The organism is Streptomyces sp. CB01201, from assembly GCF_002803085.1.
GTDB classification, from domain to species: domain Bacteria; phylum Actinomycetota; class Actinomycetes; order Streptomycetales; family Streptomycetaceae; genus Streptomyces; species Streptomyces hundungensis.
This window is the reverse complement of sequence record NZ_NNBJ01000008.1, coordinates 183645-208734: the sequence shown is the minus strand read 5'-3', so window position 1 is coordinate 208734 and position 25090 is coordinate 183645. Positions and strand designations below refer to the sequence as shown.

Annotated in this window: 16 protein-coding genes and 1 pseudogene; 13 read left to right on the top strand and 4 right to left on the bottom strand. The window is 73.2% G+C overall.

Translation table 11 applies throughout. From position 1 onward, the window contains the following. Nucleotides 1–76 precede the first annotated feature (76 nt). The 8 genes and pseudogenes from CG740_RS18475 to CG740_RS18435 all read left to right on the top strand — a co-directional run bounded on the left by CG740_RS18475 (nt 77) and on the right by CG740_RS18435 (nt 9774). Nucleotides 77–364, top strand: coding sequence for a hypothetical protein (locus tag CG740_RS18475; protein ID WP_100576256.1), 288 nt, complete (start codon nt 77–79; stop codon nt 362–364). A gap of 144 nt (nt 365–508) precedes the next feature. Then, nucleotides 509–1738, top strand: coding sequence for a PP2C family protein-serine/threonine phosphatase (locus tag CG740_RS18470; protein WP_234376346.1), 1230 nt, complete (start codon nt 509–511; stop codon nt 1736–1738). A gap of 51 nt (nt 1739–1789) precedes the next feature. Continuing rightward, a pseudogene (locus tag CG740_RS41900) lies at nt 1790–2173 on the top strand (hypothetical protein); the annotation flags it as partial. A 127-nt stretch (nt 2174–2300) separates the two neighbouring features. Then, nucleotides 2301–2849, top strand: coding sequence for a DUF4142 domain-containing protein (locus CG740_RS18460; RefSeq protein ID WP_159030326.1), 549 nt, complete (start codon nt 2301–2303; stop codon nt 2847–2849). A gap of 850 nt (nt 2850–3699) precedes the next feature. Continuing rightward, nucleotides 3700–5025 (top strand): MFS transporter, encoded by a 1326-nt coding sequence (locus CG740_RS18450; protein ID WP_100576253.1) that lies wholly within the window; start codon nt 3700–3702, stop codon nt 5023–5025. Continuing rightward, on the top strand, nt 5022–6899 hold the full coding sequence (locus tag CG740_RS18445; protein ID WP_100576252.1) for a S9 family peptidase: 1878 nt from the start codon (nt 5022–5024) through the stop codon (nt 6897–6899). Before CG740_RS18450 ends, CG740_RS18445 begins: the two co-directional genes overlap by 4 nt. A 207-nt stretch (nt 6900–7106) precedes the next feature. Next, nucleotides 7107–9056, top strand: coding sequence for a RiPP maturation radical SAM C-methyltransferase (locus CG740_RS18440; protein WP_100576251.1), 1950 nt, complete (start codon nt 7107–7109; stop codon nt 9054–9056). 40 nt (nt 9057–9096) lie between these two features. Further along, entirely contained in the window at nt 9097–9774 is a 678-nt protein-coding gene (locus tag CG740_RS18435) for a DUF5825 family protein (RefSeq protein ID WP_100576250.1), read from the top strand. 107 nt (nt 9775–9881) lie between these two features. On the opposite strand, the gene CG740_RS18430 is transcribed toward CG740_RS18435, so the two are convergent. After that, complete coding sequence (locus CG740_RS18430) at nt 9882–11033, bottom strand: YihY/virulence factor BrkB family protein (protein WP_234376345.1); 1152 nt, start codon at nt 11031–11033, stop codon at nt 9882–9884. A gap of 343 nt (nt 11034–11376) precedes the next feature. Here CG740_RS18430 and CG740_RS18425 point away from each other — a divergent pair, with 343 nt between their 5' ends. From CG740_RS18425 to CG740_RS18415, 3 genes are all read left to right on the top strand, one after another. Next, a complete protein-coding gene (locus CG740_RS18425; RefSeq protein WP_100576249.1) occupies nt 11377–13440 on the top strand; it encodes an ATP-binding protein in 2064 nt (687 codons plus the stop codon). A 129-nt stretch (nt 13441–13569) separates the two neighbouring features. Further along, nucleotides 13570–14154 (top strand): sigma-70 family RNA polymerase sigma factor, encoded by a 585-nt coding sequence (locus CG740_RS18420; protein WP_100576248.1) that lies wholly within the window; start codon nt 13570–13572, stop codon nt 14152–14154. Then, nucleotides 14151–14906, top strand: coding sequence for an anti-sigma factor (locus CG740_RS18415; RefSeq protein ID WP_100576247.1), 756 nt, complete (start codon nt 14151–14153; stop codon nt 14904–14906). Before CG740_RS18420 ends, CG740_RS18415 begins: the two co-directional genes overlap by 4 nt. Nucleotides 14907–14958: 52 nt before the next feature. Here CG740_RS18415 and CG740_RS18410 read toward each other — a convergent pair whose 3' ends face one another. Next, entirely contained in the window at nt 14959–15627 is a 669-nt protein-coding gene (locus tag CG740_RS18410; protein ID WP_100576246.1) for a class I SAM-dependent methyltransferase, read from the bottom strand. Between the two features lie 480 nt (nt 15628–16107). Between CG740_RS18410 and proP the strand changes: the two genes are divergently transcribed. Then, a complete protein-coding gene (gene proP, locus CG740_RS18405; RefSeq protein ID WP_100576245.1) occupies nt 16108–17679 on the top strand; it encodes a glycine betaine/L-proline transporter ProP in 1572 nt (523 codons plus the stop codon). 46 nt (nt 17680–17725) lie between these two features. On the opposite strand, the gene CG740_RS18400 is transcribed toward proP, so the two are convergent. Beyond that, entirely contained in the window at nt 17726–22528 is a 4803-nt protein-coding gene (locus tag CG740_RS18400) for a hypothetical protein (RefSeq protein WP_234376344.1), read from the bottom strand. Nucleotides 22529–22641: 113 nt separating this feature from the next. Between CG740_RS18400 and CG740_RS18395 the strand changes: the two genes are divergently transcribed. Next, nucleotides 22642–23832, top strand: coding sequence for an MFS transporter (locus CG740_RS18395; RefSeq protein WP_100576243.1), 1191 nt, complete (start codon nt 22642–22644; stop codon nt 23830–23832). A gap of 178 nt (nt 23833–24010) precedes the next feature. On the opposite strand, the gene CG740_RS41025 is transcribed toward CG740_RS18395, so the two are convergent. After that, the coding region (locus CG740_RS41025) for an MFS transporter (protein WP_234376343.1) at nt 24011–25090 on the bottom strand (1080 nt) is incomplete at its 5' end.

The window sequence follows — 25090 nt, the reverse complement described above, 5'->3', positions numbered from 1 at the left end:
GCAGGGCACTTCGAGGCCGGCGGTCATCGAGGGCCGGCGCCGGCAGGCCGGTGAGCTGTGCGTCTATCGTTTTGGTATGAACGACACGAACGACACTCGATTCAGGTGGGACCTCACCGGATGGGACGCCGACGAACGCCTGGCTCACGTCACCGAACTCAGCCGGGAAGAGATCCTGCGTATCCGCGACCTCTTCGACCGCCGCCTGCCGCCGGCGGGAGAGGACGAGTGGCTTGTCTGCGCGGTCTACGAAGTGCCCCAGGAGCTGCAACCACAGGTGCTGGTCGCGGTCCCCCGGCTGGAGTTCAAGCCGGGCCTTGACTACTTCGTCGATGGCGGTGCCCTTCGCGACCAGGGGGCCTGACGGCTCCCGCTGCCGCCGGCGTCACACACGCGTCGCGCTGATCCGGCCAGGGGCCGGGCACCGGCTCCGATGAGCGGCAGCGCCTCGGCGGGCGGGAGGCGGGAGGGGGTGTGAGACTGCCTCACATACAGGAGGTGGTCGGCCGTGAGCACGCAGTACGCCGAGGAACCGAGTGGCGGGGAGCGGCTGCTCGAAGAGCTGCTCGCGCAGGCGCACAGCGCTTCCCCGATGGACCTTCCGCTCCTGGTGAACCGCTGCGCCGAGGCGTTCGGCCTGGGTGAGGTCGCCATCCATCTGACGGACATCCAGCAGCGCAGCCTGGTCCCCCTGACCGAGGGACTCCCCACGCTGGACATCGACGCGTCCGTCGCCGGCTGGTGCTACCGGACGGTGTCGCTGCGGGTGGAGGACGTGGAGGGCGGCCTGCTGTGCCTCTGGCTGCCCGTGGTGGACGGCGCCGAGCGCCTCGGGGTGCTCGGTGTCCGCGCGCGCTCCGTGGACGCGGTGCGGCTGCGCCGCTGCCGGATGCTGGCCGGGGTCGTCGCGATGGCCATCACCTCGAAGCGCGCCTACAGCGACAGCTTCGCCCGCCGGGCCCGCGCCGAGCGCATGCAGCTGCCCGCCGAGATGCTCCGCGCCTTCCTGCCGCCGCGCACCATCGGCAACGACCACGTGGTGTCCACCGCCGTGCTGGAACCGGCGTACGAGATCGGCGGCGACGCCTTCGACCATTCACTCACCCAGTCCACGCTGCACGCGGCGATCCTGGACGCCATGGGCCACGACCTCGCCTCGGGCCTGACGACCTCGGTCGCCCTGGCGGGGTGCCGCAGCGCCCGGCGGGCCGGGCTCGGGCTGCTCGATCTCGTCGACACCATCGACCAGGCGCTCGCCCAGTGGCTGCCGGACAAGTACTGCACCGGCATCCTGACCCAACTCGACCTGGCCTCAGGGGTGTTCAGCTGGACCAACTGCGGTCATCCACCGCCCGTGCTGATCCGGGGCGGCCGGGTCGTGGACGGCGCACTCGAACGCACCCCCCAGCCGCCCATGGGTCTGCCGGCCCGGTTCAGCAAGGGCCCCCGGGACCTGCACGAGACGACCCTGGAGCCCGGCGACCGCGTACTGCTGTACACCGACGGAGTCACCGAAGCGCGCACCCCGGGCGGCGGTGAGTACGGCATGGACCGCTTCACGGACTCCATCATCCTGGCCACCGCCTCGGGCGAACCGCCCGCGGAGTCACTGCGCCGGCTCATCCACGCGATCCTCGACAGCGAGGACAGCGATCTGCGGGACGACGCCACCATGCTGCTCATCGAGTGGTGGCCCCCCACGGTCCGGCCCACCCAGCACATCGCCCGGGTGGGCTGAACCGGCGCGCCCGGCCGCCCGCCGTCGCCGCCCCGGTCGAGTTCGCAGCTCCTCGCCGAGCAGGTCATGGAGCGCCTGGACGCGGAGCTGTCCGAAAGCGACGAGGAGGGGCGCCCCCTGAGGTACGGGAAGGTCGCCGCGGTCTGCGTGGTGGGCAACGAGGACGGCGCGCACAAGGTGAGCGCCGACATCTTCCAGGGCCTCAACGACCTCGGGTTCTCCCTCGCGCCGGGAGCCGTCGCCTACTGGGTCGGCGAAGCCATGCAGGGGACCGACTACCTCGATCTGGACAGCATCCCGACGTCCACCGCCCAGACCCCCGGCGCCTCAGGGCGGCTCCCTGCCCGGCGCCCTGACCCGCCGGGCGGCGGCCGTCCCGCGGTGGAGGCCCGGACCGTCGCGCCGGACCTCCGGGCCGGTGGTCACAGGCAGTGATCTGGAGAGGCGCGCTGTGAAGGGCGCACCTAGGATGACGAGGGTCGGGCCCTGCCCGGACAGGCGTGTAGCGCGGTCCGGATGCCGAAGCGGCCCCTACCCGATCCACGGACACGTGGAGGTACCCATGCGCATCACCCACATCGCCACGACGGCCGCCGCCGCGGCGCTGGCCCTCACCGGAACCACGGCCGCCTTCGGTGCGGCCAGCCCCTCCGCCACCGCGGACGCGGTGTTCCTCCAGGCCGTCCACCAGGGCAACCTGGCCGAGATCGCCGCGGGCAAGGACGCCGCCGCGCACGCGAGCGACAGCTGTGTGAAACAGGTCGCGGCCATCATCGTGCGCGACCACACCAAGCTCGACGCCAAGGCCGCGGCGCTCGCCAAGACCAAGAACATCTCGCTGCCGAAGGAGCCCACCGCGGCTCAGCAGAAGTCGCTGTCCGCGCTGAAGCCGATGAACGGCACCGCTGCCTACGACACCGCCTGGCTCAAGGCCCAGAGCAGCGGCCACCAGCAGGTGCTCGCGCTCATCGACAAGGAGCTGAAGTCCGGCACCGACAATCAGATCCAGGCCGCCGCAAAGGAGGCCCGCCCGATCGTCGCCGCGCACCTGAAGATGGTGGAGGGCGGCACGTGTCACGCCATGGCGAGCAGCAGCCCGTCCCCGCAGTGACGCCGCTGCCGGCGCCTGTTCCCGCGCCCCCTCGCCCCCACGGGTGAGGGGGCGCCGCGGTGCCGGGCCGGGCTGATGCGGCCAACCCGCGCCGGGGGAGCGGTCGTTGGGCCGGAGGGCGTCCGGCACCAAGGAGGCCTCGGCGCGTCGGGCGACGCCCGAACGCGGGCACGGCGCACCACACCCCGCGGGGCGACCTGGTGGCGCGGTGGCCGCCGCGGGACGGCCCAACTGGCGCTTGCGTGGCTGTAGTTGATCATCACGAGACCCCCTTCCGGGGTTCCGTGGACGCCGGACGTCCATCGCCCGGCGTGTTCATTTCCGGCCAATGAGTCCGCTGGATGGAACCGTTTCGCGCGCGTCCCCTCGGTGGGTGCCCGGGGATGTGGCGCCGCTCGGGGCGGACGGGTGCGGCGGTGTTCCGGTCGTGGCGCGGCCGGAACACGGGGGCGGTCACCGGTTCGCCGCCGGGAAGGTGCATATGCCGGACGGAGTGCACGAACCCGCCACCAGGGCCTGGACGTTCGCCGCCGCGAAGCGGGGCGCGGGGGAGCGGTGAGCGCGTTCGGGGGCCGGCCGTGCGGACGCGCTCTTTCCGTTTCGTCCCTTTGGGGCCGGCCCGGGGGCGGGGCGAACCGCGGATCAAGTAATCGGTTACTTTGCCCGGCCCTTACAGAGTTCGATTCCGGCCTCGGCGGCGCAGCTCTTGTGAGCCGAGCGGACGCCTGGTTAGGCTCCCGCTCGTTTCGATTCCTGCACATATTCTTCGCAACTTGACCAACTGTGGGGTGGCTGTGCGCGAACCGGAGTCCCTGGGCCTGCCAGGGACCTCTCCAGGGGCGGGACGCTGATGGCCCCCGGCGCCACGGCCGCCGACCGTCGGGCGGCCCGTCGGCCGGTGTCCCGTGACGTCCGGCTGTTCTGGTGGGCGAGCGCCTCCGACGCCCTGGGCACCCAGGCCTCCGGCGTCGTACTGCCGCTGCTGCTCCTCGGACTCGGCCACTCGGCCACGACGGTCGGCCTCGTCGCCGGCGTGTCCACCGCGGCCGGACTGCTGCTCGCCCCCTTGGCCGCCGTCCCGGCCGACCGGGGGGCGCGCAAGCCCGTGATGTTCTGGTCCGCGACGGTCTCGGCCCTCGCCATGGCCGGGGTGACCGGGGCGGTGGTGACGGGGGAGCCTCCGCTCGTCCTCGTGCTCGGCGCCGTCCTCGTGGAGCGGTTCGCCACCGCCGTGTACGAAGCCGCCGCGGCAGGCACCGTGGCCATGATCGCCCCGCCCGAGGACTGCCCCCGCGTGGTGGCCGGGCTGTCGGCGGGGGACCAGGGCGCGCTGATCCTGGGCCCGGCTCTCGGTGGCGCGCTCTACCAGGTCGCCCGCGCCCTGCCCTTCCTCGCCGATGCCGTCTCGTACGCCGTCGCCGCCGCGTGCGTACGGGCACTGCGTTCGGACCTGCGGCCCGAGCGCCGACCCGACCCGGGGGCCACGACCGACAGCTCGGTTGTGGCGCTCGACGCGACCGCCGATCCGGTGAGCTCTTGCTCAACACCCGCCCCTGGAAAGGGACTTGTGCGCCGGACGCGGGACGAACTCGGCGCCGGACTCGCGCTCGTCCGCACCTCGCCCTTCCTCCGGCTCGTGGTGACCTGGACCGCCACCGTCAACGGGGTGATCGTCGCGCTCTATTACGGAGCGGTCTTCACCCTGCAAAAAGGCGGACACGGCGGCGCGCCCATGGGCCTGGTCCTCGCGCTGTCGGGGGCCGCGGGGCTCATCGGATCGCTGGCCGCACCGCGCGTGGTGGGGCGGATCGGTGGCGCGCGGCTGCTCGTGACGGTGACCTGGCTGCTCGTCCCGCTCGCCGCCGGTCTCGCCACCGCCGACGGACCTTGGGCGTACGGGGCGCTGTTCGGGGTGTTCTGCCTGCTGATGCCGCTGGTCGCGGTCGTGCTCCAGTCCCGCGCCCTCCAGGAGACCCCACCCTCGCTACAGGCCCGCACGGGCGCCGTCCTGGCCAGTGCCGTCGGCGGTTCCGCCGCGCTCGCGCCGGTCGTGGCCGGGGTGTTCGTGAGCCGGCTGGGGACGGCCGCGCCCGCCATGGTCTGCGCCGGGCTGCTCGCCGCCCTCGCCCTGCACACCACCGTCGTACGGTCGCGGCTGACGGGGGCGACGGGATGAGCAGGAGCTACCAGGTCTACCGTGCGGCGCTGCCCGAGGTGTGTGCCGCGCAGCCCGCCAGGATGGTGTTCACCGCCGACGCCGACGGCCGCTGCGAGGTGTTCACCTGGGACGCCGACACCCGCACGGCCCGCCGGGTCACCGACCGCCCGCACGGCACCCTGCACGGCGCGATCGACCGAGACGCCCGGGTGTGGTGGTTCGACGAGGACGAACACGGCGTCGGACGCTGGCGGTTCCAGCCGTTCGAGGGCGGCCCCGATCTGCCGGGACTGCTCGGCGTGCCCGAGGCCGAGCCGCGCGGCCTCGCGGTGAGCGACGGCGCACGCGTGGCCATCGGGCTCGGTGACGGCCGCGGCACCGCCGTGTACCTCGGCCCGCGCGGCGGCGCCGCCCGCGAAGTGACGCGCGTCGACGGGCACGCCACCCTGTCCGGGATCACCCCCGACGGCCGCCTCCTCGCCCTGAGCGGTGCGGCCGGATCGGCACGGGCGGTGACCGTACTCGCCGACGACGGCACCCCGCACGCCGTGCTCGCCGGGGACGGACCCGAGGGGCGGCTCTGGTCGCTGGGCTTCGCACCCGCCGCCCGGCACGCCGAACTGCTCCTCGTCCGGGAGTCCAACGACCGCTATCTGCTGGCGAGTTGGCGATCCGACGTCGGACTCGTCACCCACTCCTGGTGCTCCTTCGACACCGAGATCACCGCCCGCTGGCACCCCGGCGGGCGCTCGCTCCTGGTCCGTCAGGACCGGCACGGCCGCAGCATCCTGCACCGGGTCCACCTCGCGGAGCGCACCGTCGAGCCGGTACCGACCCCGCGCGGAACCCTCCTCGACGCGGCGCCGCGCGCCGGATCCGATGTGCACCTCCTCTGGACGGACACGGCGACACCGCCCCGCATGATCTCCACCGCGGGCACCGAGTTGCCCCCGACGCACGGCATCCCCGAGCGGGTGCCCGGCGCACACCGGGACCTGTGGACCCCGGGTCCCGACGGGCCCGTGCACTCGCTGCTCAGCCTGCCCGAGGGGCGTACGGGCGCGGTCCCCGCGGTGTTCCTCGTGCACGGCGGCCCCGCCGACCACGACCGGGACGCCTACGACGGCGTGGTGCACTCGCTCGTCGCCTCCGGCTTCGCCGTCGTACGCGTCAACTACCGCGGCTCCACCGGCTACGGTCCCCGCTGGCGGCGCGCGTTCGGCGAGGGCGTCGGGCTCACCCAGGTCGCCGACCTCGTCGCGGTCCGCGCCGACCTCGTCGCCCGCGGCCTCGTCCGCGCACGGGAGACCGGTCTGTGGGGTACCTCCTGGGGCGGCTATCTCGTGCTGCTCGCCCTCGGCACGCACCCCGGGCTCTGGCAGGCGGGTGTCGCCGTCAAACCCGTCGCGGACTGCGCGGCCGCCCACCGCACCACCACCCCGGCCCTGCGCGCCCTGGACGAGCGGCTGTTCGGCGGCACCCCGGACGAGGTGCCCGAGCGCTACGAGCGCAGCTCGCCCCGCCACTACGCCGCCGGCGTCCGGGCACCCCTGCTGGTCGCCGCCGCCACCCGGGACGCCAAGTGCCCGCCCGGCCAGGTGCGCGACTACCTCCACGCCCTCCAACTCGCCGGTGTGCCGCACGAGTCGATGTGGCTGGACACCGGCCACGACGGCTACGAGGCCGACGACCACGTGGCCGTGCTGCGCCGCGCCGTGGTCTTCCTCGACCGCGAACTGCGCCGCAGGCCGCCCCGTACCACCACCCCCAAGACGCCCCGCTCCGACCGGAGCGGGGATTCCGGACGGGAGCGCTCCCCAGCGCCCGCCGGAGCACGCAGTACCCACACAGAGAGGAGTTCCGGCCATGCAGAAGGACATCATCCACAATGACCCGCTCGCGGGTGACGAGGAAAACCGCAAGCCGAGCGTCGGCGTGACCGTCACGGTCCCGTTCCGTAACGCCGAAGACGGCGAAGAGGACTGATCCTCGCCGGTCGGTCCCGCGGCCGTGTGCCGCGGGGCCGACCGGGCACCACCCCCACTCCGGCCCCCCGGGCCTTGTTCACTCCACGTCTCCGCACATCCCGAGGAGCCGACATGCGTGTTCTGCTGGTCAATATGCCCTGGTCGCCCATCGACCTTCCCTCGCTGGCTCTGGGAATCCTCAAGCGCAGCGTGGACGAGCGCGTGCCCGGCGCCGGCGCCGAAGTCCTGCACGCCAACCTCGAATTCACCGACTGGATCACCGAGCACACCGAATTCACCGCGGAAGACTACGAGTACTACGCGCTCTCCTCCTACTTCATGGGCTGCGGCGACTGGGTGTTCTCCTCCGCCCTCTATGACGATCCCACCTGGCGGGACGAGGAGTTCGCGGCCGCGATGAAGGGAAAGCTCAGCAAGTCGCGACTGCGCATGTCCCAGGAACTCCACCGCCTGGTACCGGAGTTCGTGGACATGATCGTCCGGCGGATCGTCGCGTACGCGCCCGACGTCGTCGGCTTCACCTCCACCTTCCAGCAGAACACCGCGGCCCTCGCCGCCGCCAAGCACCTCAAGCGGCTCGCCCCCGGCATCGTCACCGTCATGGGCGGCGCCAACTGCGACGGCGAGCAGGGCGAGGCGGTGCACCGCAACTTCCCGTTCGTGGACCACGTGATCCGAGGCGAGGGCGAAGCCGCCTTCCCGCAGCTGCTGACCGCGATCGCCGAGGGAGCGGGCGAGGAGACCCTCTCCAAGGTGCCGGGCCTGTGCTACCGCGGCCCCGAGGGCAGGAGCGTCGTCAACCCCATGGCCACCAGCCCGCTGCCGCCGGCCACCATCCTGGCGCCCGACTACAGCGGCTACTTCGAGCGTCTCGGCAGCTCCGTGGCCCGCAACTGGGTCGAGCCCAAGCTCGTTGTCGAGGGCGCGCGCGGCTGCTGGTGGGGCGAGAAGCACCACTGCACGTTCTGCGGCCTCAACGGATCGTTCATGCAGTTCCGCTCCAAGAGCCCGGACACGTTCTTCGAAGAGATCATGGAACTCGCCCGCCGCCACCGGGTGCTCGACATGTACCTGGTCGACAACATCCTCGACATGGGCTACCTCACCACGGTGCTGCCCCGCATCATGGAGAGCGGTTACGACCTGCGGATGCACATCGAGATCAAGGCCAACATGCGGCGCAGCCAACTGCGCACGCTCGCCGAGGCCGGGCTCATCTACGTACAGCCCGGCATCGAGAGCCTCAACAACCGGGTGCTCGACCTGATGGACAAGGGCGTCAGCGGCTGCCAGAACGTGCGCATGCTCCGCGACGGGGCCGAGACCGGCCTCTCCGTCGCCTGGAACTATCTGCACGGCTTCCCGGGCGAGACCGCGGAGGACTACGACCCCGTCATCGCCCAGATCCCCGCGCTCGAACACCTCAACCCGCCGGTCGACCGCTCGGCGCGGATCGCCATCGAGCGCTTCAGCCCGTACTTCAACCGGCCCGAACTCGGCTTCGACGGACTGCGCCCCGAGAAGCACTACCGCTTCACCTACGACCTGCCCGAGTCCGAGCTGTACGACCTGGCGTACGTCTTCGAAGCCCCCCAGCGGGGCATCACCAAGCCCACGGTCACCGCACTCAACGACGCGCTTGACGCCTGGAAGAAGCACCATGCCGATGCCCGGCTCACCCACAACGACCTCGGCGACCGCATCGTCCTGGTGAGCAGGCGGCGCACCTTCTCCTGGCGCGCGATGGAGCTGACCGACCCGTTCGAGCTGGCCGTCTTCCGCCTCCTGGACCAGCCGCACGCGATCCCCGCGCTCACCCGCAAGGCCGCGGCCCGCGCCAAGGGCGCCGCGCGCACGGAGGCCGAGGTGCGTGAACTGCTCGACTCCTGGCTCGCGTTGGGCCTGGTCTTCACCGACGGCGGCCAGTACGTCCACATAGCGCCCTCGGCCGTGAACGAGGACCTGCTGCGCCTCGACTTCATGCGCCACGCGCAGGCCACGCTGGACGCCGAGGCCGACGCCGGCGCACAGTCCGCCCGGCCCGAGCCCGTGAGCGTCTGAGTCCGCGCGGGTCCGACACAGGAGCAGGAGGAACAGCCCGATGAGCACCGCCCTCACCACCGCGATCGAAGCCCTCACGGTCGCCGCCTGGCGCGACTACGACCCCGAGGCCTGCACCCTGCCCGGGATGTACCTCGGGGAGCTGGAACTGGCCGGCCCCCTGGCCGAGGAGAGCGACCGGCTCTGGGAGCTGGGCACCCGCCGCGTACGGCTGCCCGAGCCCATCGACCTGGCCGGCCTCGAAGCCCCGGGGGCGGCCGAACGTGCCGTACGCGCCCTGAGCCTGGTGCGCGACCTGACGGCCCGTGCCGTCCTCGTCGAGTGGAAGCTGCGCCTGGACCCGGCGGCGCCCGACGACACCTGGCGCACACTCAGCCACCTCCAGCCGCCGCAGCTCCTGGAGGGGCCCGCGGACGCGGCGGGGGAACTGCGCCGGTGGCGCGACGGCCATTACCTCTGCAAGTGCCTGTGGCGTCAGGGCCCGGGCTTCGTGCAGATCCGCGACCGTCGCTGGGGCGATCTGCGCCGCTTCACCGCCGAGGAGCCGGAGTACCGGGAGACCATCGAGTCCCTGGCCTACGGAGCCCCGTCGGCATCGGTGCCGGGCGCCGTGCTGGCCGACTTCCTCGGCGAGCGCCTGGTCCTGGAGGTGGGGGAGCTCGCCTGGTGGCTGCCGTACCGGGTGAACCGCTGGATCCAGGAGGCCATGGCGATCTGAGCGGGGCCGGGTTGTCGGGAGCCGGCCGGGGACGGACTGCCGCGCGGGTGGCGCGGCAGCCCGTCCCGATCGCCCGGCGTGTCAACTGCCCTGCGGATGACGTCACTTCACTTGGTGACGGCGCCCCGGCGCCGCCGTACCCGGCGGCGCAGCCGGGCCGGCCACTTGCGGGTGTCGCGGGGCTCCACGTACGGCTCCTCGCTCTCGGGGTGACCGCCGCTGATCGCGCGCTGGCGGGCCAGCTCGGCGTCCAGCTCCAGGCCGAGCAGGATCGCCAGGTTCGAGAGCCACACCCAGATCAGGAAGATGACGAGCCCGGCGAGCGTGCCGTAGGTCTTGTTGTACGAGCCGAAGTTCGCCACGTACAGCGCGAAGCCGCCGGATGCGGCGAGCCACAGCAGGACCGCGAGCAGGCTGCCCGGGCTCAGCCAACGCAGGCCCGGGCCGCGGACGTTGGGGGCGCGCCAGAAGAGCAGGGCCACCATGAAGACCATCAGGAGCAGCAGCACCGGCCACTTCGCGATGTTCCAGGTCGCGACCGCCGCGTGGCCCGCCCCGATCGCGTCCCCCGCGCGCTGCGCCAGCGGGCCGGTGAAGACCACGATCACCGCGCTGAGCGCGAGCACCACCATCAGCGTCACGGTCAGGGCGAGCCGCAGCGGCGTCAGCTTCCACACCGGGCGGCCCTCCGGCAGGTCGTAGACGGCGTTCGCGGCCCGGATGAACGCGGCGACATAGCTGGACGCCGACCAGAGGGCCGCGAACAGGCTGACCACCGCGACGATCCCGCTCGTGCCACCGTTGTCCTGCAACTGCCGCACCGCGCTGTCGAGCAGATCGTGGACGGGCCCGGGTGTGAGATGGCCCAGGTTGTCCAGAATTCCGCGCGTCGCCTTCTCGCCTATCACGCCGAGCGTCGAGACGAGCACGAGCAGCGCGGGAAACAGGGACAGGACCCCGTAGTAGGTGAGGGCGGCCGCCTTGTCGGGCAGGTCGTCGTCGAGGAACTCCCGGCCGGTACGGCGAAGGACGGCGAGCCAGGAGCGGGCCGGGAGGTCCGTGGGATCACTGGGCTCGCGGTCCGGCCGGTCATCGTCCGAACGGGCCCGGGGCGCAGCGTCCGGACGCGCCGGGGGCGCGGCGAGGTCACCCGGTTCCTCCTCGGGCGCCGCGCCCGCCGGATGCCGCGCCGAAGGGTCGGCCGGCCGGCCGGGGGACTGGCTCAGGTGCGAACTCGGGGTGTGCGAAGCCTCTGTCATGTCTGTCGAGTCCCCGCGAAGACGCTGCTCACGCGTCCGCCGCGATGCGGACTGTTCGTGGTGACTCCCGGTCAGGGCGGCGTCACACCTGCGGGACACGGCCCGTCAGGGGGCGGCACACCTGCGGGGGCGCGTGCCCCGGTCGCGGGCGCCCGTACCCGCGCCGCCGCGAGGGTACGGCTCCACGCCAGGCACCACGGCAGGCTCAGTGGCCGACTCGCGACACATGCGTACGCCGGGTGCGCTCGATGGTGTGACTCCCGGCAGGCGCCGGGGACTCCCCTGGGGTGGTCCGGTGCCGAACGGCGCACCCCGGCCGCGCTCGTGGGCCACACTGTGCGCCATGGCGGGCATGATTCCTGACGAGACGAGCAGCTTCGTGGGACGGCTGGAGGAACTGCGGCGCGTTGAGCGGGCCCTCTCCGTGCACCGGCTGGTGACGTTGACCGGAACCGGCGGGGTCGGCAAGACCCGGATCGCGCTACGGGCCGCAGCCCGCGGGGGGCCCGGCCGGCGCGACGGTGTCATGTGGGCCGAACTGTGGCCGCTCATGGGGAGCGACCTGCTGATCGCCACCGTCGCCGACGCCGCCGGCCTCGCGGACCACACGCCACGGCTGGCCGTCGACGCGCTGTGCTCGTGGCTGGCCGAGCGCGAGGCACTCCTGGTCCTCGACTCGTGCGAGCACCTCGCGGCCGACTGCCGTCAGCTGCTCGGTGAACTCCTGCACGCCGCACCGGGTTTGACGGTCCTGGCCACCAGCAGACAGCCCCTGGAGGTCGACGGGGAACATGTACTCGCCATCGGTCCGCTGCCGGTGGACGGCACGCGCGGGACACACGCGCCCAGCGACGCGGTACGGCTGCTGCTCTCCCGGGCCGCCGAAGCCGCACCCGGTGTGGACGTGGACTCCCCGGTCGAGCGGGCCGCCGCCGATGCGATCTGCCGCCGCCTCGAAGGCATTCCGCTGGCCCTGGAGCTGGCGAGCGGGCAGCTGCGACAGCGCCGTCTGACGGATCTGGCCGGCGCGCTCGGCTCTCCGCTCACGATGCTGAGTGGCGAGCCGAGCGTTCGGCCGCCCCGGCACGCGAGCCTGCGCACCACCATCGGCTGGAGCCATGAACTGTGCACCCCGGCCGAACGGCTGCTGTGGGCGCGGCTCTCCGTGCTGCGCGGCCCCTTCGATGTGCGTACGGCTCAACTCATGTGCTCAGGTGGGCCGTTGAGTCACACGGATGTAACTGACGTACTGTCAGGACTGGTCGCCAAGTGTGTCGTGCAGCGCGACGGCGAGCGCCATCGGATGCTCGACTCCCTCAAGGAGTACGGAGCCATGTGGCTGGAAGAGCTCGGCGAGCGGGAACAGCTGGAGGACCAGCACGCCGCGTACTTCCATGAGGTCGTGCGGCAGGCCGATGAGCGCTGGCTGGGCCCGGAACAGGCCAGTGAATACCAGCGGATCGCGCAGGCACACCCCGATCTGTGCGCGGCGCTCGACCACCTGCTGACCGAATCCGACAGCGCGGCGGTCGACCTGGCCGGACGCGTCGCCTTCTTCTGGAGCTGCTGCGGTCATCTGCACGAGGCCCGCCACTACTTGGAGCGCGCCCTCGTCGAGAATCGGGAGCCGGGGCCGGTGCTGACCCGGGCCCTGTGGGCGCTGGGCGTCGTACGGCTGCTCCAGGGGGAACCGGATCCCGCCGCACAGCTGGCCGCCCACTGCGCCAGGGCGGCGGAGGAGGACGACGACCCCGAGGGGACGCTGGGGGCCGCCTATCTGCTGAGCCTCACCTATCTGATGACCGGCAGGCCCCTGGTCGCCCAGAGCCTCGCCGAAAGCGCGCTCGCCGTGGCCCCCGAGGACGACTTCGCCTCCCCCTCCCGCCTGCGGTGCCGTCTGATCACGGTGTTCACCCGGACCGCGCTGGGGGTCTACGACGAGGCGGAGGGGCTCGCCCGGCAGCTGCTCGCGGCCTGCGAGCGGCGCGACGAGGTCTGGACGCGCTCCTATGTGGAGTATCAGCTGTCCTTGATCGCCCTGTTCCAGGACCGGCCGGCGGAGGCCGCGGAGCACGCACGGGCGATGCTGCGGGGAAAGCGCCGGCTCGGTGACCGGTTCGGCATCGCCCTGGGTGTCGATCTGCTCGCGGCGGCCGCCGCCGAGCAGGGCGAGGGCGAGCAGGCCGCCCGTCTCTCGGGCACCGGTCAGACGTACTGGCGCAGCGTCGGGCATCCGCAGCGCGGGACTCCGGAGCTGGCCGCGGTGCGCGAGCGCACCGATCTGCGGGCCCGCACCGCGATCGGTGACCATGCCTACCGGGTGGCACGCCAGCGCGGTGCGTCCGACACCCGCACCACCCTCGCCCTGGCCCTCGGCCCGGTGGATCCGGCCGCCCCGTCCGACTGAGCCGTCTCCTGCGGGGCCGGTCGGCGACGTACGGCGTCCGACGGGAAATTCCCTCCCGGGCGGAGCAAACCTTGGGCGCACCGGCTCCGAATGACTCCTGTAGCGACCTATGTCCAGGAGGATCACCGCGTGAAAGAAGTGGTGCACATCAGCGGAGCCCGCTCCGCCGGGCCCGACCTGCCCGAGCTGCTCGATCGCGTGGCCCGGGGTGACCAGGATGCGTTCAGTTCGCTGTACGACGCGGTGGGCGGACCCGTCCTCGGCCTCGTCCGCACGGTGGTGCGCGACCCCGCCCAGTCGGAGGAGGTCGCCCAGGAGGTGCTTGTCGACGTGTGGCGCACGGCCGCGCGCTACCGGCGGGACCGGGGCAGCGTCATGAACTGGGTGCTGACGCTCGCCCACCGCAGGGCGGTGGACCGGGTGCGCTCGGCGCAGGCGGCCACCGAGCGTGAGCACAAGGCCGCGCTCCTGGAACAGACGCCGGCCTTCGACGACGTGACCGAGCAGGTGGAGAGCCGCCTGGAACGCGAACAGGTGCGCCGCTGTCTACGCACCCTCACCGAGCTCCAGCGCCAATCCGTGACGCTCGCCTACTACCGCGGCATGACCTACCGAGAGGTGGCCGAGCTGCTCGCCGTCCCGCTGGGTACGGTGAAGACCCGACTGCGCGACGGACTGATCCGGCTGCGCGACTGCCTGGGGGTGGCCGGATGAGCATCGCCGATCTGCACACACTGACCGGCGCGTACGCGCTGCACGCACTGTCGGATGAGGAGCGGGCCGAGTTCGAACGGCACCTCGCCGACTGCGAGTCCTGCGCCCAGGAGGTGCGTGAGCTCACCGCCACCGCGAGCCGTCTCGGGCTCGCCGTCACGGTCACTCCGCCCGTCGAGCTCAAGGCCGCGGTGCTGCGACGGATCGCCGTGGTCCGCCAGGACTCCCCGCACCCACCGGCAGCGCCCGGCGCCACCAGCAGCCGGCTGCGCCGGGCGCGCTGGTCGCACTTCGCGCTGGCCGCCTGCCTCGCGGCCGCTGCCGGGCTCGGCGGCGTCGCGGTCTGGCAGCATCAGCAGGCCGACAGCGCGCAGCAGCGGGCGGACACGGCGCAGCGGCAGTCCCAGCAGCTCGCCGAGGTCCTCGCCGCGCCCGACGCGAAGGCCGCCACCGGCAGCCTGAAGGGCGGCGCTACCGGGACGCTCGTGGTGTCCCACAGCAAGAACCAGGCCGTCTTCGTGGCCGCCGGGCTGCCGCGCCCGCCGACCGGCAAGGTCTACCAGCTCTGGTTCGACGACGCGGGCAGCATGCGTCCGGCGGGCCTGATGAATCCGGCCCGCAGCACCGAGGCGGTCCTGCTGTCCGGTCCGGTCGGCCAGGCGTCGGGCATGGGCATCACCGTGGAACCCGCCGGTGGCTCACCCGCCCCGACCTCGGCGCCACTGGCCGTGATGAGCTTCGCCACGGCTTGAGGAGGTTCTCAACCGGCCGTGCGTGGCGCCCGGTTGAGAGCCGCCGGGGCTGTCACCGCCCGCCCTCCGGGTTGTGCCAGACCAGTGTGTAGCGCCAGAACAGGCGTCGGCGCAACCGTGCTCCGGGCAGTGTGCGACGAGCCTCGTCGACGATGTCGTGGAAGGTCAGCGTCGCCGGTCGTGTGGGTGCGGTCATGGCGGTGGGCCGTGCCACCTTGCGGCCCCGGTTCTTGAGCCAGGCCATGACGACGTTCCCCACCAGGGCGGCCACGCCGATGAGGTGATCGCCCCGGGAGTGCGCGCGGGCGAGCCCGACCACCACCAGCGTGCCGCCGGGAGCGAGCTGCCGGCGGAAGTGGACGAGCGCCTCGCGCAACGGCAGGTGGTGGATCGCGGCGACGCAGGTGATGGCGTCGTACGAGTCCGGCCGCGCCTCGGTCAGCGCATCAGCGACGGCGAAGGTCACGGGGGTGTCGGGCGGGGTGAGTTCCCTCGCGCGAGCGACGATCCCGGGATCCGCGTCCAGGCCCCGTACGGAGTCGGCGCGGGTGGCGAGGAGCCGGGCCAGATCGCCGCTGCCCGAACCGACGTCCAGGGTGCTCCCGAGGCGTTGGGGGAGCTGCCGCATGATCCACCGGTGGTAGTGGGCGTTGTGGTCCCACGGGCGCGCGGCGTGGAACCGGTCGAGCGCCCGGAACAAGCGCGGGGTCAGGGCGGTCATGCCGCGCGTTCACCTTCCGTGGGACGTGGGACGTGGGACGTGGGGCGTGGGGCGTGGGGCATGGGGCGTTGGGCGGTGGAGACGGGCCGAGGGCCCTGGGTGCCCACCCCGCTGACGGCTCGGCGAAGAGTCATGCGCACAGCGTAGAGCGGTCGCACACCCCGGCCCGGGCGGCACCGGGCCCGCTGGTGCCCGGGGCGTCCGAGGGCCCCGGGCGACACGCCGCGTCCGCGCTTGCGGTGCGCGCAGCGCGCCAGCAGTGGAGAGTTGAGGTACGTATGCCGCGTACCGGACATCTGGCCGGTGCTCGGCAGCGTGCCCACCCCGCTCCAAGCCGGTCCACGACCCCAAGACCGCAGATCCCACAGCCACAACCACCGACACGACGCACAGGTGCCCATGAAATCAAGCAGGCCGGGGCCCACACCCCCGGGTCATCGAGGTCGCGGGTTCGGCTCGGGGAGCCCGCAGACCGAGCGCATGGTGCGGACGCTGCTGCGCCGTCGCAAGAAGAGCCTGAGTGCGGACGACGTCAAGGTGGCCGACAAGCCCGCAGTACGCCGGGCCGTGTCGGCGGCCGCGCTCGGCAACACGATGGAGTGGTTCGACTTCGGTGTCTACGCCTATGTCGCCGCCACCCTCGGCAAGGTCTTCTTCCCGTCGAGTTCGCCGGGCGCCCAGGTCATCTCGACCTTCGCCACCTTCGCCGCGGCCTTTGTCGTCCGGCCGATCGGGGGGCTCGTGTTCGGGCCCCTCGGCGACCGTGTGGGGCGCCAGAAGGTGCTCGCCGTCACCATGATCATGATGGCGATCAGCACCTTCGCGGTGGGTTTCCTGCCGGGCTACAAGTCGATCGGGCTCGCCGCCCCGATCCTGCTGCTCGTCTGCCGGCTCGTGCAGGGCTTCTCCACCGGCGGTGAGTACGCCGGGGCCACCACTTACATCGCCGAGTACTCACCCGACCGGATGCGGGGCTTCCTCGGCAGCTGGCTCGACTTCGGCACGTTCGTCGGGTACTCGCTCGGCTCCGGCCTGGTCACCGTCCTGACCGGGGTCCTGTCGGAGGACCAGATGCTCGACTGGGGCTGGCGGATCCCGTTCTACATCGCCGGTCCCCTCGGGCTCATCGGCCTCTACATGCGGCTCAAGCTCGACGAGACGCCCGCGTTCCAGGAGGCCGAGGAACGCGGACGGCAGGCGGCGGCGCGCGGCGGCGCCACGCCCGAGGAGGAAGAGCGTCTTGAGCAGGCGCGCATGTCGGGACGGGGCCGTCTCAAGGAGGTCTTCACCCACCACTGGCAGGCCATGCTCGTGTGCATCGGGCTGGTCCTGCTCTACAACGTCACCAACTACATGGTGACGTCGTACCTGCCGACCTACATGAGCACCACCCTCGGCCAGTCCGAGCTCACCGCGCAGCTCCTGGTGCTCGGCACGATGGTGCTCGTCGTCCTCACCATCACCGCCGTGGGCCGTTCCTCGGACCGCTACGGACGGCGGCCGCTGTTCCTGTGGGGCGGTATCGCGATGGTCGTCCTCGCGCTGCCCGTCTTCCAGCTGATCCGACAGGGCGGCATCGTCCTGCCCGCCATCGGCTGTGTCGTGCTCGGGCTGCTCCTGGTGTGCTTCGCCGGGACGAGCGCTGCCACGCTGCCCGCGCTCTTCCCGACCCATCTGCGCTACGGCGGCCTGTCCCTCGCGTTCAACCTCTCGGTGTCGCTGTTCGGCGGTACGACTCCGCTGGTGGCCTCCGCGCTGGTCAACGCCACGGGCAATGAGCTCGTGCCGGCCTACTACCTGATGGTGGCCGGCGTGATCGGGGTGATCTCGGCACTGTTCCTGCGGGAGACCGCGGGCAAGCCGCTGCGCGGGTCCTCTGCCATGGTCGAGTCGGAGGAGGAGGCCCGCGAACTGGTGGCGCAGAGCCGCACCCACGCGGGCCGCCGGGCCCGTGACGTCTGGTTGCAGCTGCGCCAGGGCCATCTGCCCCATCTGCCGCACCGCTCGCAGGGAAAGGGCAAGAAGGACGGCCGGAAGGGCCGGTCCGGCTGATACGGGTCCCGGGGGAGTTGACTCGCCCTCTCAACTCCCCCATCTGTCAAGCCGGTTGGCTCGTCCCGGATTGCCGCGCCCATGCCTGCGCGAACATCTCGTGCAGCGGCGCCGTCGGCAGGATCCGGAGGAACGGGGCGAGGATCCCGTTGCCCCGGAGCGGACGCACCGCGTGGGCCGCCAGCTTCACGGTCTCCAAGGGGAGGTGGGGGGCCTTGAGTTCGGTCCAATCGCCGGGCAGGAACAGCGTCCGGCCCGCTCGCGCCCGCCGCGCCTCCACCACCGCACCCGTGCCGAGCAGCTCCCTGCGGACCTCGGCGTGCCGTGCGGCCGACCATCCGTTCCACCGCCGTACGTCGCGGTCGGTGGGCGCCGCCAGGGTCGCGAGCTGGAGGTGGAGCGCCGCCGCGTCCGGGCCGACCGCCAGCTCCTGAGCCACCCGGGCGACGAGCTCGGGACAGGACTGGCGAGGATCGGCCTCGTACGCCCCGGTAGGCACCGCTCCCGACAGGGACCGGCGCATCATGCGCTCCAGACCGCCGCCGACGAGGAGCGGGGCCACCCGGTCGAGCTCTCCCGACAGGTCGGCGACCTCCCTGACCCGGCGCCAGGCCTCGGGGTCGGCGACCGCCGCCGGACGCAGGAAGCTCTCGCCGCCCGGTGCGCACACCACCAGCGGGCCCCAGTCGTACGCGGTCGACGGCACGGGGCCCGCCGCCTTGCGGGCGTCCCCGGCCACCGGAAGCCGTCCGGGCCCGAACCGGTCCGCGATCCCCTCCGGGCTGTCCTTGACCCGGCCGTGCGCCAGTACCAACAGCAGCTCCGGGCGATCCAGTTCGGCCCGCAGCCGCTCGTACAGGGCCACCGCCCCCGCCACCGCGGGGTCGCCCACGGGCCGGTCCGTCCAGGCCCACGCCAGCGCGGCAGCCATCGCCTGGTACGCCAGGCCCACCGGCGTGCCGTACGGCAGCCGGGGCCCGGCCGGCGGCACGGCCCGGACGTCGACGCCCGTGCTGTACGCGCTCGCCGCGAGCTCCCAGCCCGCCGCCTCCACGGTGGCGTCGGCAGCGGCTTCGTACCCGCCCGCCAGCCGCCGGGCCCACACCTCGGGCAGGCCGAGGACGGATTCCAGGGCGTCGGCCGCGTCGTCGTGCACCGCGGGCAGGGCGCCGAGCCGCTCGCACCACACCCCGGCCATCCGTGCCGCGGCTTCTTCCACCCCGCCCGGCCGCCACAGCTCCGCAGGGTCCTGCGGGAGGGCGGCGGCCAGGACCGCCCGTTGCCCGTCCGGGCCGAGCTTCGCGCGGAGCCGGTCGTAGGACTCGGCCACCATCGGGGGCGTCCGGTAGGGCGCCTTGCGCACCAGGTCCCGGTCCGCTTCGCGGTCGGGCCGGCCCACGAGCCCCGCGACCACGAGCCGGGCCACGGGCCTTCGTACGCCGGTGAGTTCGGCGAAGCGCGCGACCGCCGAGTCGGGCAGGGGGAGCGGGCCGTGCGTGCCGACCGCCGCCAGCAGCGCCCTCAGGCGTGCCGCGTCGTCCCGCCCGACCGTGACGAGCCGTGCCGGCACCGCCGACGGCACCGGATCGGCCTCCGGGTCCTCCGCCGCCGGTGCCACGAACCAGCGCTGCCTGCCGCCGGCCCGAACCGCTGCGCAGGCCACGGCGATACCGGCCGCCCGCAACCCGTCCAGGCCGGCCGCATCGGAGGTGCGGCCCACCCACCACCGGCTGCCCGCACGGGCGAAGGGCTGCTCGGCCCAGGTCTCCAGGAGCGCGCACAGCGCGGCGCGTTCGGTGTCCGGCGTCGGTGCCACCGCCGCTCGCCAGGCCGCGGCGTCTATCGCGCCGAGCAACTGCGACCAGTCGCACGGCGGTGCGGGCGGTGAGAGCCGCCGTACCTCCTCGGAGATCGTCCCGGCCAGGCAGGCGCCGTCGGCGGCGAGGGCGCCGAGCGTCGCGGTCGTGGCGGCGTCGGGCACCCGGCGCCAGGGATCGCGCTCCCCGTCGTGGACGAGGCCGAACAGGGCCGGCATCAGCTCGGTGTCCGGCGCCGAGCCGCGCGGCAGGACGGGCGGGGCCTCGGCAAGGATGGTGACGCGCCGGTGCAGGGTCCGGCGCCGCCGCTCCACCCGCGCCGCCCGCACGGCCACAGCGGCCACGGCCTCGGCGAGCACCGGATCGGTGATGCCGGGCACCTCCCGGGCCACGGCCGCGCGCAGCGCCTCCGGGCCGTCCAGCGCTGCCCTGAGCAGCGCGTCCGCCGTGCGCTGCTCCACCGTCCGCAGCGCGCGCGAACCGGCCCGGTCCCGGGTCCGCAGCAGGTACCAGAACGCCGGGGGCAGGGCCACGCCCGTCGACACGGTGACCCTGCGGGCCGGCTGCGTCCGTGGGCGGCGAGGGGTGTCGTGGCCGTCCAGTTCCCACAGCAGCGACCCGTCGGCGGCGTAGGCGCGCACGCCGGTCAGCGTCTCCGCCTCGGCCAGCACCACGTCCTCCAGCGCCCCCTCCGGTGCCGCCCACAGCGCCCACGGCTCCTGGCCGGGCCGGTCGATGTCGAAGCGCGCCGTGCGTCCGTCGATGCTCCGCACCAGGAAGTGGTCGGGGGCGTGGTCGCGGTGCCGGGTGCGGAACAGCACCCGGGTGCCCACCAGGCCGTCCCGGGAACCCAGCGGTGAATCACTCAACTCGGGCGGCAGGGGCGCCAGTTGAAGAATCTGTGGCGCAAGCGCCATGCCTTCCTCGGACTCGGACTCGGACTCGGACTGGGACTGGGACGCGGGCGACTCGGACCGCCCGGACGGCTGGGCCGTGCGGTCGGCGCTCGCCGGGCGTCCGGGGAACCCGGGAAGCGGCACAGGTCCGTGGGGCTCGCCCGTGACGGGGTCGACCGCCTCCCAGTCGCGCGTCCCGTACACCCCCCTGGTCCAGATCCGGGAGCCGTCCCGAAGTTGCAGCTCGTCCCCGTCGATGCCCTCGGTGCCGCCCGGGCGCAGTGCCCGCTGACCGCCGTGCCGGCCCTCGCCGTCCGCGGTCTCGAACTGGAAGCCGTACGCGCCGTCCAGGGTGCCGCCGAAGGGGACCAGACCCTGGTTCTCCTCCGGGGTGAACGGCTCGTCGGGGCGGTCGGACCAGACGGCGGTGTCGCAGTGGTACGGGCTCGGCTTGAGCGTCCAGCTCACCAGGAACGAGCCGCCCACGTAATGGACGGCGAACATCGTCGCGCCCTTCGGGACCGTGAAGTCGCAGGAGGCGCGCACCCCGTCGGGGCCGACGGCCACCGCCCGGTCCCGCCCGAACAGCGTGAGCACCGGCCAGGTGGCCGTCACTCCGGCCACGCCCGGCGCGGGGCTGCCCGCCGCCTCCGGACCGGCCTCCTCGGCGAAGCGCGCGTACTCCAACTCCAGCGCGGGCCAAGCCAGTTCCTCCGGCAGGCCGGCGGCCAGCGAGCGGCGCAGCGCGCCCCCCACCGCCGCGTCCGCGAGGGCGTCGGCGATCCCGCCGAGTGCCGTCACCGTCGGCCGGTCGAGCAGGATCCCCAGCTCGGACACCGCCTCTTCGGCCCCGGCCATGCCACCGCCGGCGAGGGTGTCGACGAGCTTGCCCACGCGCCCCGCGACCCCCTGGGCGATGCCGTCGTTGCCCGGGAGCAGCGTCACCGCCGACCCGGGACGCCGGTGTGCCGTCGACCAGTTGGGAAGCAGGTCCGCGTGCACGGTCCCCTCCAGGCGGGGGCCGAAGACGGGGTCGGCGGCCAGCGCGGTGAGATCGCGCCGGGACGACTCGCCCCAGAACCGCAGGCGGGTCTCGGAGCCCGGGTCGACGACCGCGACCTCCGCCGCGAGCAGGGCGTCCAGAACGTCCGCGTCCAGGGCGGTGCAGTGGTGCCGGGTGGTGTGCACCGTCACCGGCGCGCCCGCCATCCGTAGCCGGGGCCCCAACCGGCCGACCAGATCGAGGAATTCCACCGGCAGTTGCTGCTGCCCGACCCCGCCGCCGCGGTGGGCGGCGTACTGGTACATGCGGGTGAAGTTGCCGACCCAGTGGTGCAGGCCGCCCTCCGGGACCAGCCTGCCGTCCGTCATGGCCTGCGCGGCGCCGCTGCCGATGAGCACCCGCAGCCACGCACCACCGTCGACCGGCCCGGTGGGGAAGACCTCCAGGAGCCCGGACGCGACCGAAAGCTCCGGCTGATGAACCGTCAGCACTGGCTCCGCGGCTGCCAGAAGCGCGTCCGGCACCGACTTCGCCCGGGTCACCGACAGGATCGCGCCGAGTATCCGCGCGACCTCCTCGTCGCCATGGCCGGCCGCCTTCGCGGAGGCCCGAGTCCGGCGCACCAGATCCGCCGGAAGGTCCGCGGCCGAACCCGCCCACGCGGTCAGGAACTCGACCAGCGCCGTGTGGGCCGCCGCCGGGTCGAGCGTTTCGGCGAGGAAGCGCTGATGCGCCCCGAACTCCTTGGCCGGCATGGCCCCGCCCGCCGCGAACAGCAGCGCGTTGGCCCTGCGGTAGCCCGGATTCACCGGTAGCGCGTGCTCGGCCTCGGCCGCCCGCGCCGCCGCATAGGCGCGGCCGCCGGGCCTGCTCCCGTAGCCGAGCAGCCGATGCCCCACCGTGTCCCAGAACCACGGCAGATGCTCCGGCGGCAGCCGCCGCGACCGGGCCGCCATCGCCTCGACGAACCGGCCGGGCTTGGTCCAGGACCGGCCCAGCTCGCCGTGCATGTCCTCGACCAGGGCGTGCGCGGCCTCGGCGGCACCCGGGTCATGGGCGGTGACCCAGTCGGCGTACGTGGTCGAGAGGTGCGTACCGGCGCTGGGCAACAGGGAATCGGGCGGGACGATCATGCTGTGGATGGTCGCACGCCCCACTGACATCGCCGCCGGCGAGCGAGGAGCACGGCGGCGCGCCCGTCACCGCGGGGCGGAACGGAACCGCTTGCGGCGTTACCTTCGGTGCCATGGACGGTGATCTTCGAGGATGGCGTCAATGTCTGCTCGGCGGGGCGGTGTTCGCCGTGTGCATGGCGGGCACCACGCTCCCGACCCCCCTCTACGGCCTCTACCAGGACAAGTTCGGCTTCTCCGAGCTGACGGTCACGATCGTGTACGCCGTGTACGCCTTCGGGGTCATCGGCGTGCTCCTGCTCGCGGGCAACGTGTCGGACACCGTGGGCCGACGGCCGGTCCTGCTCTGCGGCCTGGGCTTCGCCGCCGTGAGCGCGGCGTGCTTCCTGTGGGCCGACGCCCTTGGCTGGCTGTACGTGGGCCGGCTGTTCTCGGGCCTGTCGGCGGCACTGTTCACCGGGGCCGCCACCGCCTACGTGATGGACCTGGCGCCGCGTGACGGCGCCGCACGGGCCACATTGGTGGCGACGGCCGCCAACATGGGCGGGCTCGGCTGTGGACCCCTGCTCGCAGGCCTGCTCGCGCAGTACGCGGGCCACCCGCTGTCCCTGCCGTTCATCGTGCACCTGGCCCTGGTGGCCGCCTCGGCCGCGGTCGTGCTGTGGCTCCCCGAGACCGTACGGGAGCGGCAGCCCCTCAGCAGCGCGCGCCCGCAGCGGCCGGGGCTGCCGGCGCCGGTACGGCCGGTGTTCGTGCCCGCGGCCATCGCGTCGTTCGTGGGATTCGCGCTGTTCGGGGTGTTCACCTCGGTGAGCCCCGCCTTCCTCGCGCAGTCCCTCGACGTCGAGAACCACGCCGCGAGCGGTCTGGTCGTCGCGCTCGCCTTCTTCGCCTCGACCGGCGGCCAGTTGGCCGTCGGCCGGGTGGGACTGCGGCGGTCGTTGCCCGCGGGCTGTGCCGCCCTCCTGGTCGGGCTCGCCCTCCTCGCCGGGGCGCTCCGCTGGGACCTGCTCCCGCTGATCGTGCTGAGCGCGCTGGTCGGCGGCTTCGGGCAGGGGCTGACCTTCCGTGCGGCGCTGTCCGCGGTGGCCCAGGCATCCCCCGAGAATCACCGCGCGGCGGTGATCTCCACCCTGTTCGTGGTCGCCTACACGGGCATCTCGGTACCGGTGATCGGCGTGGGCGTCCTGGTGGGCCCGCTCGGGCTGGAGGGTGCGGGCCTGGTGTTCATCGGCTGCATGGCGGTGCTGGCCTGCTGCGCGGCCGGCTATCTGCTGCGGCGGCCCGTGCCGGAGAAGGAATGAGCCCCGGGCACCGCTCCCGGAAGGTGTGCGGTCCCGGGGAGGGCGGACCGTACGGAAAGACGTGAGGCCCTCGGGCAGGCGGGATGCTCCCGCCCGACCGAGGGCCTCATGCCCCGCCCGGCATCGCCGGAGGAGTGGAATCGCCGGCCGGATCCGCCGTGCGGATCCGGCCGGACGGCTACAGCGCGGGCACCGGCAGCGCCAGGTCCACCGTCACCGGCCCCTCGCCCCCGTGGTGGGTGGCCGAGGACGCCAGCGGCGCGTGGCCCGCGGCCGTAGCGGCCAGCACATAGGCGCCGCCCCGCGGGACCGGCACCGCGTACCGGCCGGTCTCGTCGGTGTGCGCGGAGCCGGCCTGGCGGCCGCGGTGGTCGATCAGCGTGACCTTGGCGTGGGCGACGGGCGAGCCGGAGGCGCCGATGACCTGGCCGTGGAAGGCGGCCAGGGCCTCGGTGGCCCGCTCCAGCACCGCGTCCTCCTCGCTGCTGGCGCGCAGCTGCGGCTTGGCGGCGGGGCGGCCCTTGGGCAGGAAGACGGCGAGCGCGAGGCCGCCCGCCACCGCGGCCGTGGCGATCAGGAACGACACGCGGAAGCCGTGCATGGTCGGCAGCGTGACCGAGCCGAACTTCTGTGAGGTGTTGGCGAGCACCATGCCGATGACGGCGCTCGACACCGACGTACCGATCGACCGCATCAGGGTGTTGAGGCCATTGGCCGCGCCCGTCTCGGACGGGTCGACCGCGCCGATGATCAGCGCCGGAAGCGAGGAGTAGGCCAGTCCGATGCCCGCGCCGACGACCACCGAGATGATGATGGTCTGCCAGGCCGCGCTCATCAGGCCGAGGCCCGCTCCGTAGCCGATCGCGATGATCAGCATGCCCAGGATGAGGGTGGTCTTCGGGCCGTACTTGGCCGAGAGACGGGCGTAGACCGGGGCCGTCAGCATCATCGTCAGGCCGAGCGGTGCCACGCACAGACCGGCTACGACCATCGACTGACCGAGGCCGTATCCGGTGGCGGAGGGCAGCTGGAGCAGCTGGGGGAGTACGAGGGAGATGGCGTAGAAGGCGACGCCGACCATCGTGGAGGCGAGGTTGGTGAGCAGCACCTCACGCCGGGCCGTGGTGCGCAGGTTCACCAGCGGCGCCTTGACGCGCAGCTCCATCACGCCCCACAGGACGAGGACCAGGACCGCCGCGCCGAGCAGGCCGAGGGTGGTGGTCGAACCCCAGCCCCAGTCGCTGCCCTTGGTGATCGG

Excerpts from the sequence above, each read along its gene's own strand:
- CG740_RS18475 (WP_100576256.1), top strand. The coding sequence starts at position 77 with ATGAACGACACGAACGACACTCGATTCAGGTGGGACCTCACCGGATGG.
- CG740_RS18460 (WP_159030326.1), top strand. The coding sequence starts at position 2,301 with ATGCGCATCACCCACATCGCCACGACGGCCGCCGCCGCGGCGCTGGCC.
- CG740_RS18450 (WP_100576253.1), top strand. The coding sequence starts at position 3,700 with ATGGCCCCCGGCGCCACGGCCGCCGACCGTCGGGCGGCCCGTCGGCCG.
- CG740_RS18445 (WP_100576252.1), top strand. The coding sequence starts at position 5,022 with ATGAGCAGGAGCTACCAGGTCTACCGTGCGGCGCTGCCCGAGGTGTGT.
- CG740_RS18440 (WP_100576251.1), top strand. The coding sequence starts at position 7,107 with ATGCGTGTTCTGCTGGTCAATATGCCCTGGTCGCCCATCGACCTTCCC.
- CG740_RS18435 (WP_100576250.1), top strand. The coding sequence starts at position 9,097 with ATGAGCACCGCCCTCACCACCGCGATCGAAGCCCTCACGGTCGCCGCC.
- CG740_RS18430 (WP_234376345.1), bottom strand. The coding sequence starts at position 11,033 with ATGACAGAGGCTTCGCACACCCCGAGTTCGCACCTGAGCCAGTCCCCC.
- CG740_RS18425 (WP_100576249.1), top strand. The coding sequence starts at position 11,377 with ATGGCGGGCATGATTCCTGACGAGACGAGCAGCTTCGTGGGACGGCTG.
- CG740_RS18415 (WP_100576247.1), top strand. The coding sequence starts at position 14,151 with ATGAGCATCGCCGATCTGCACACACTGACCGGCGCGTACGCGCTGCAC.
- CG740_RS18410 (WP_100576246.1), bottom strand. The coding sequence starts at position 15,627 with ATGACCGCCCTGACCCCGCGCTTGTTCCGGGCGCTCGACCGGTTCCAC.
- proP (WP_100576245.1), top strand. The coding sequence starts at position 16,108 with ATGGTGCGGACGCTGCTGCGCCGTCGCAAGAAGAGCCTGAGTGCGGAC.
- CG740_RS18400 (WP_234376344.1), bottom strand. The coding sequence starts at position 22,528 with ATGATCGTCCCGCCCGATTCCCTGTTGCCCAGCGCCGGTACGCACCTC.
- CG740_RS18395 (WP_100576243.1), top strand. The coding sequence starts at position 22,642 with ATGGACGGTGATCTTCGAGGATGGCGTCAATGTCTGCTCGGCGGGGCG.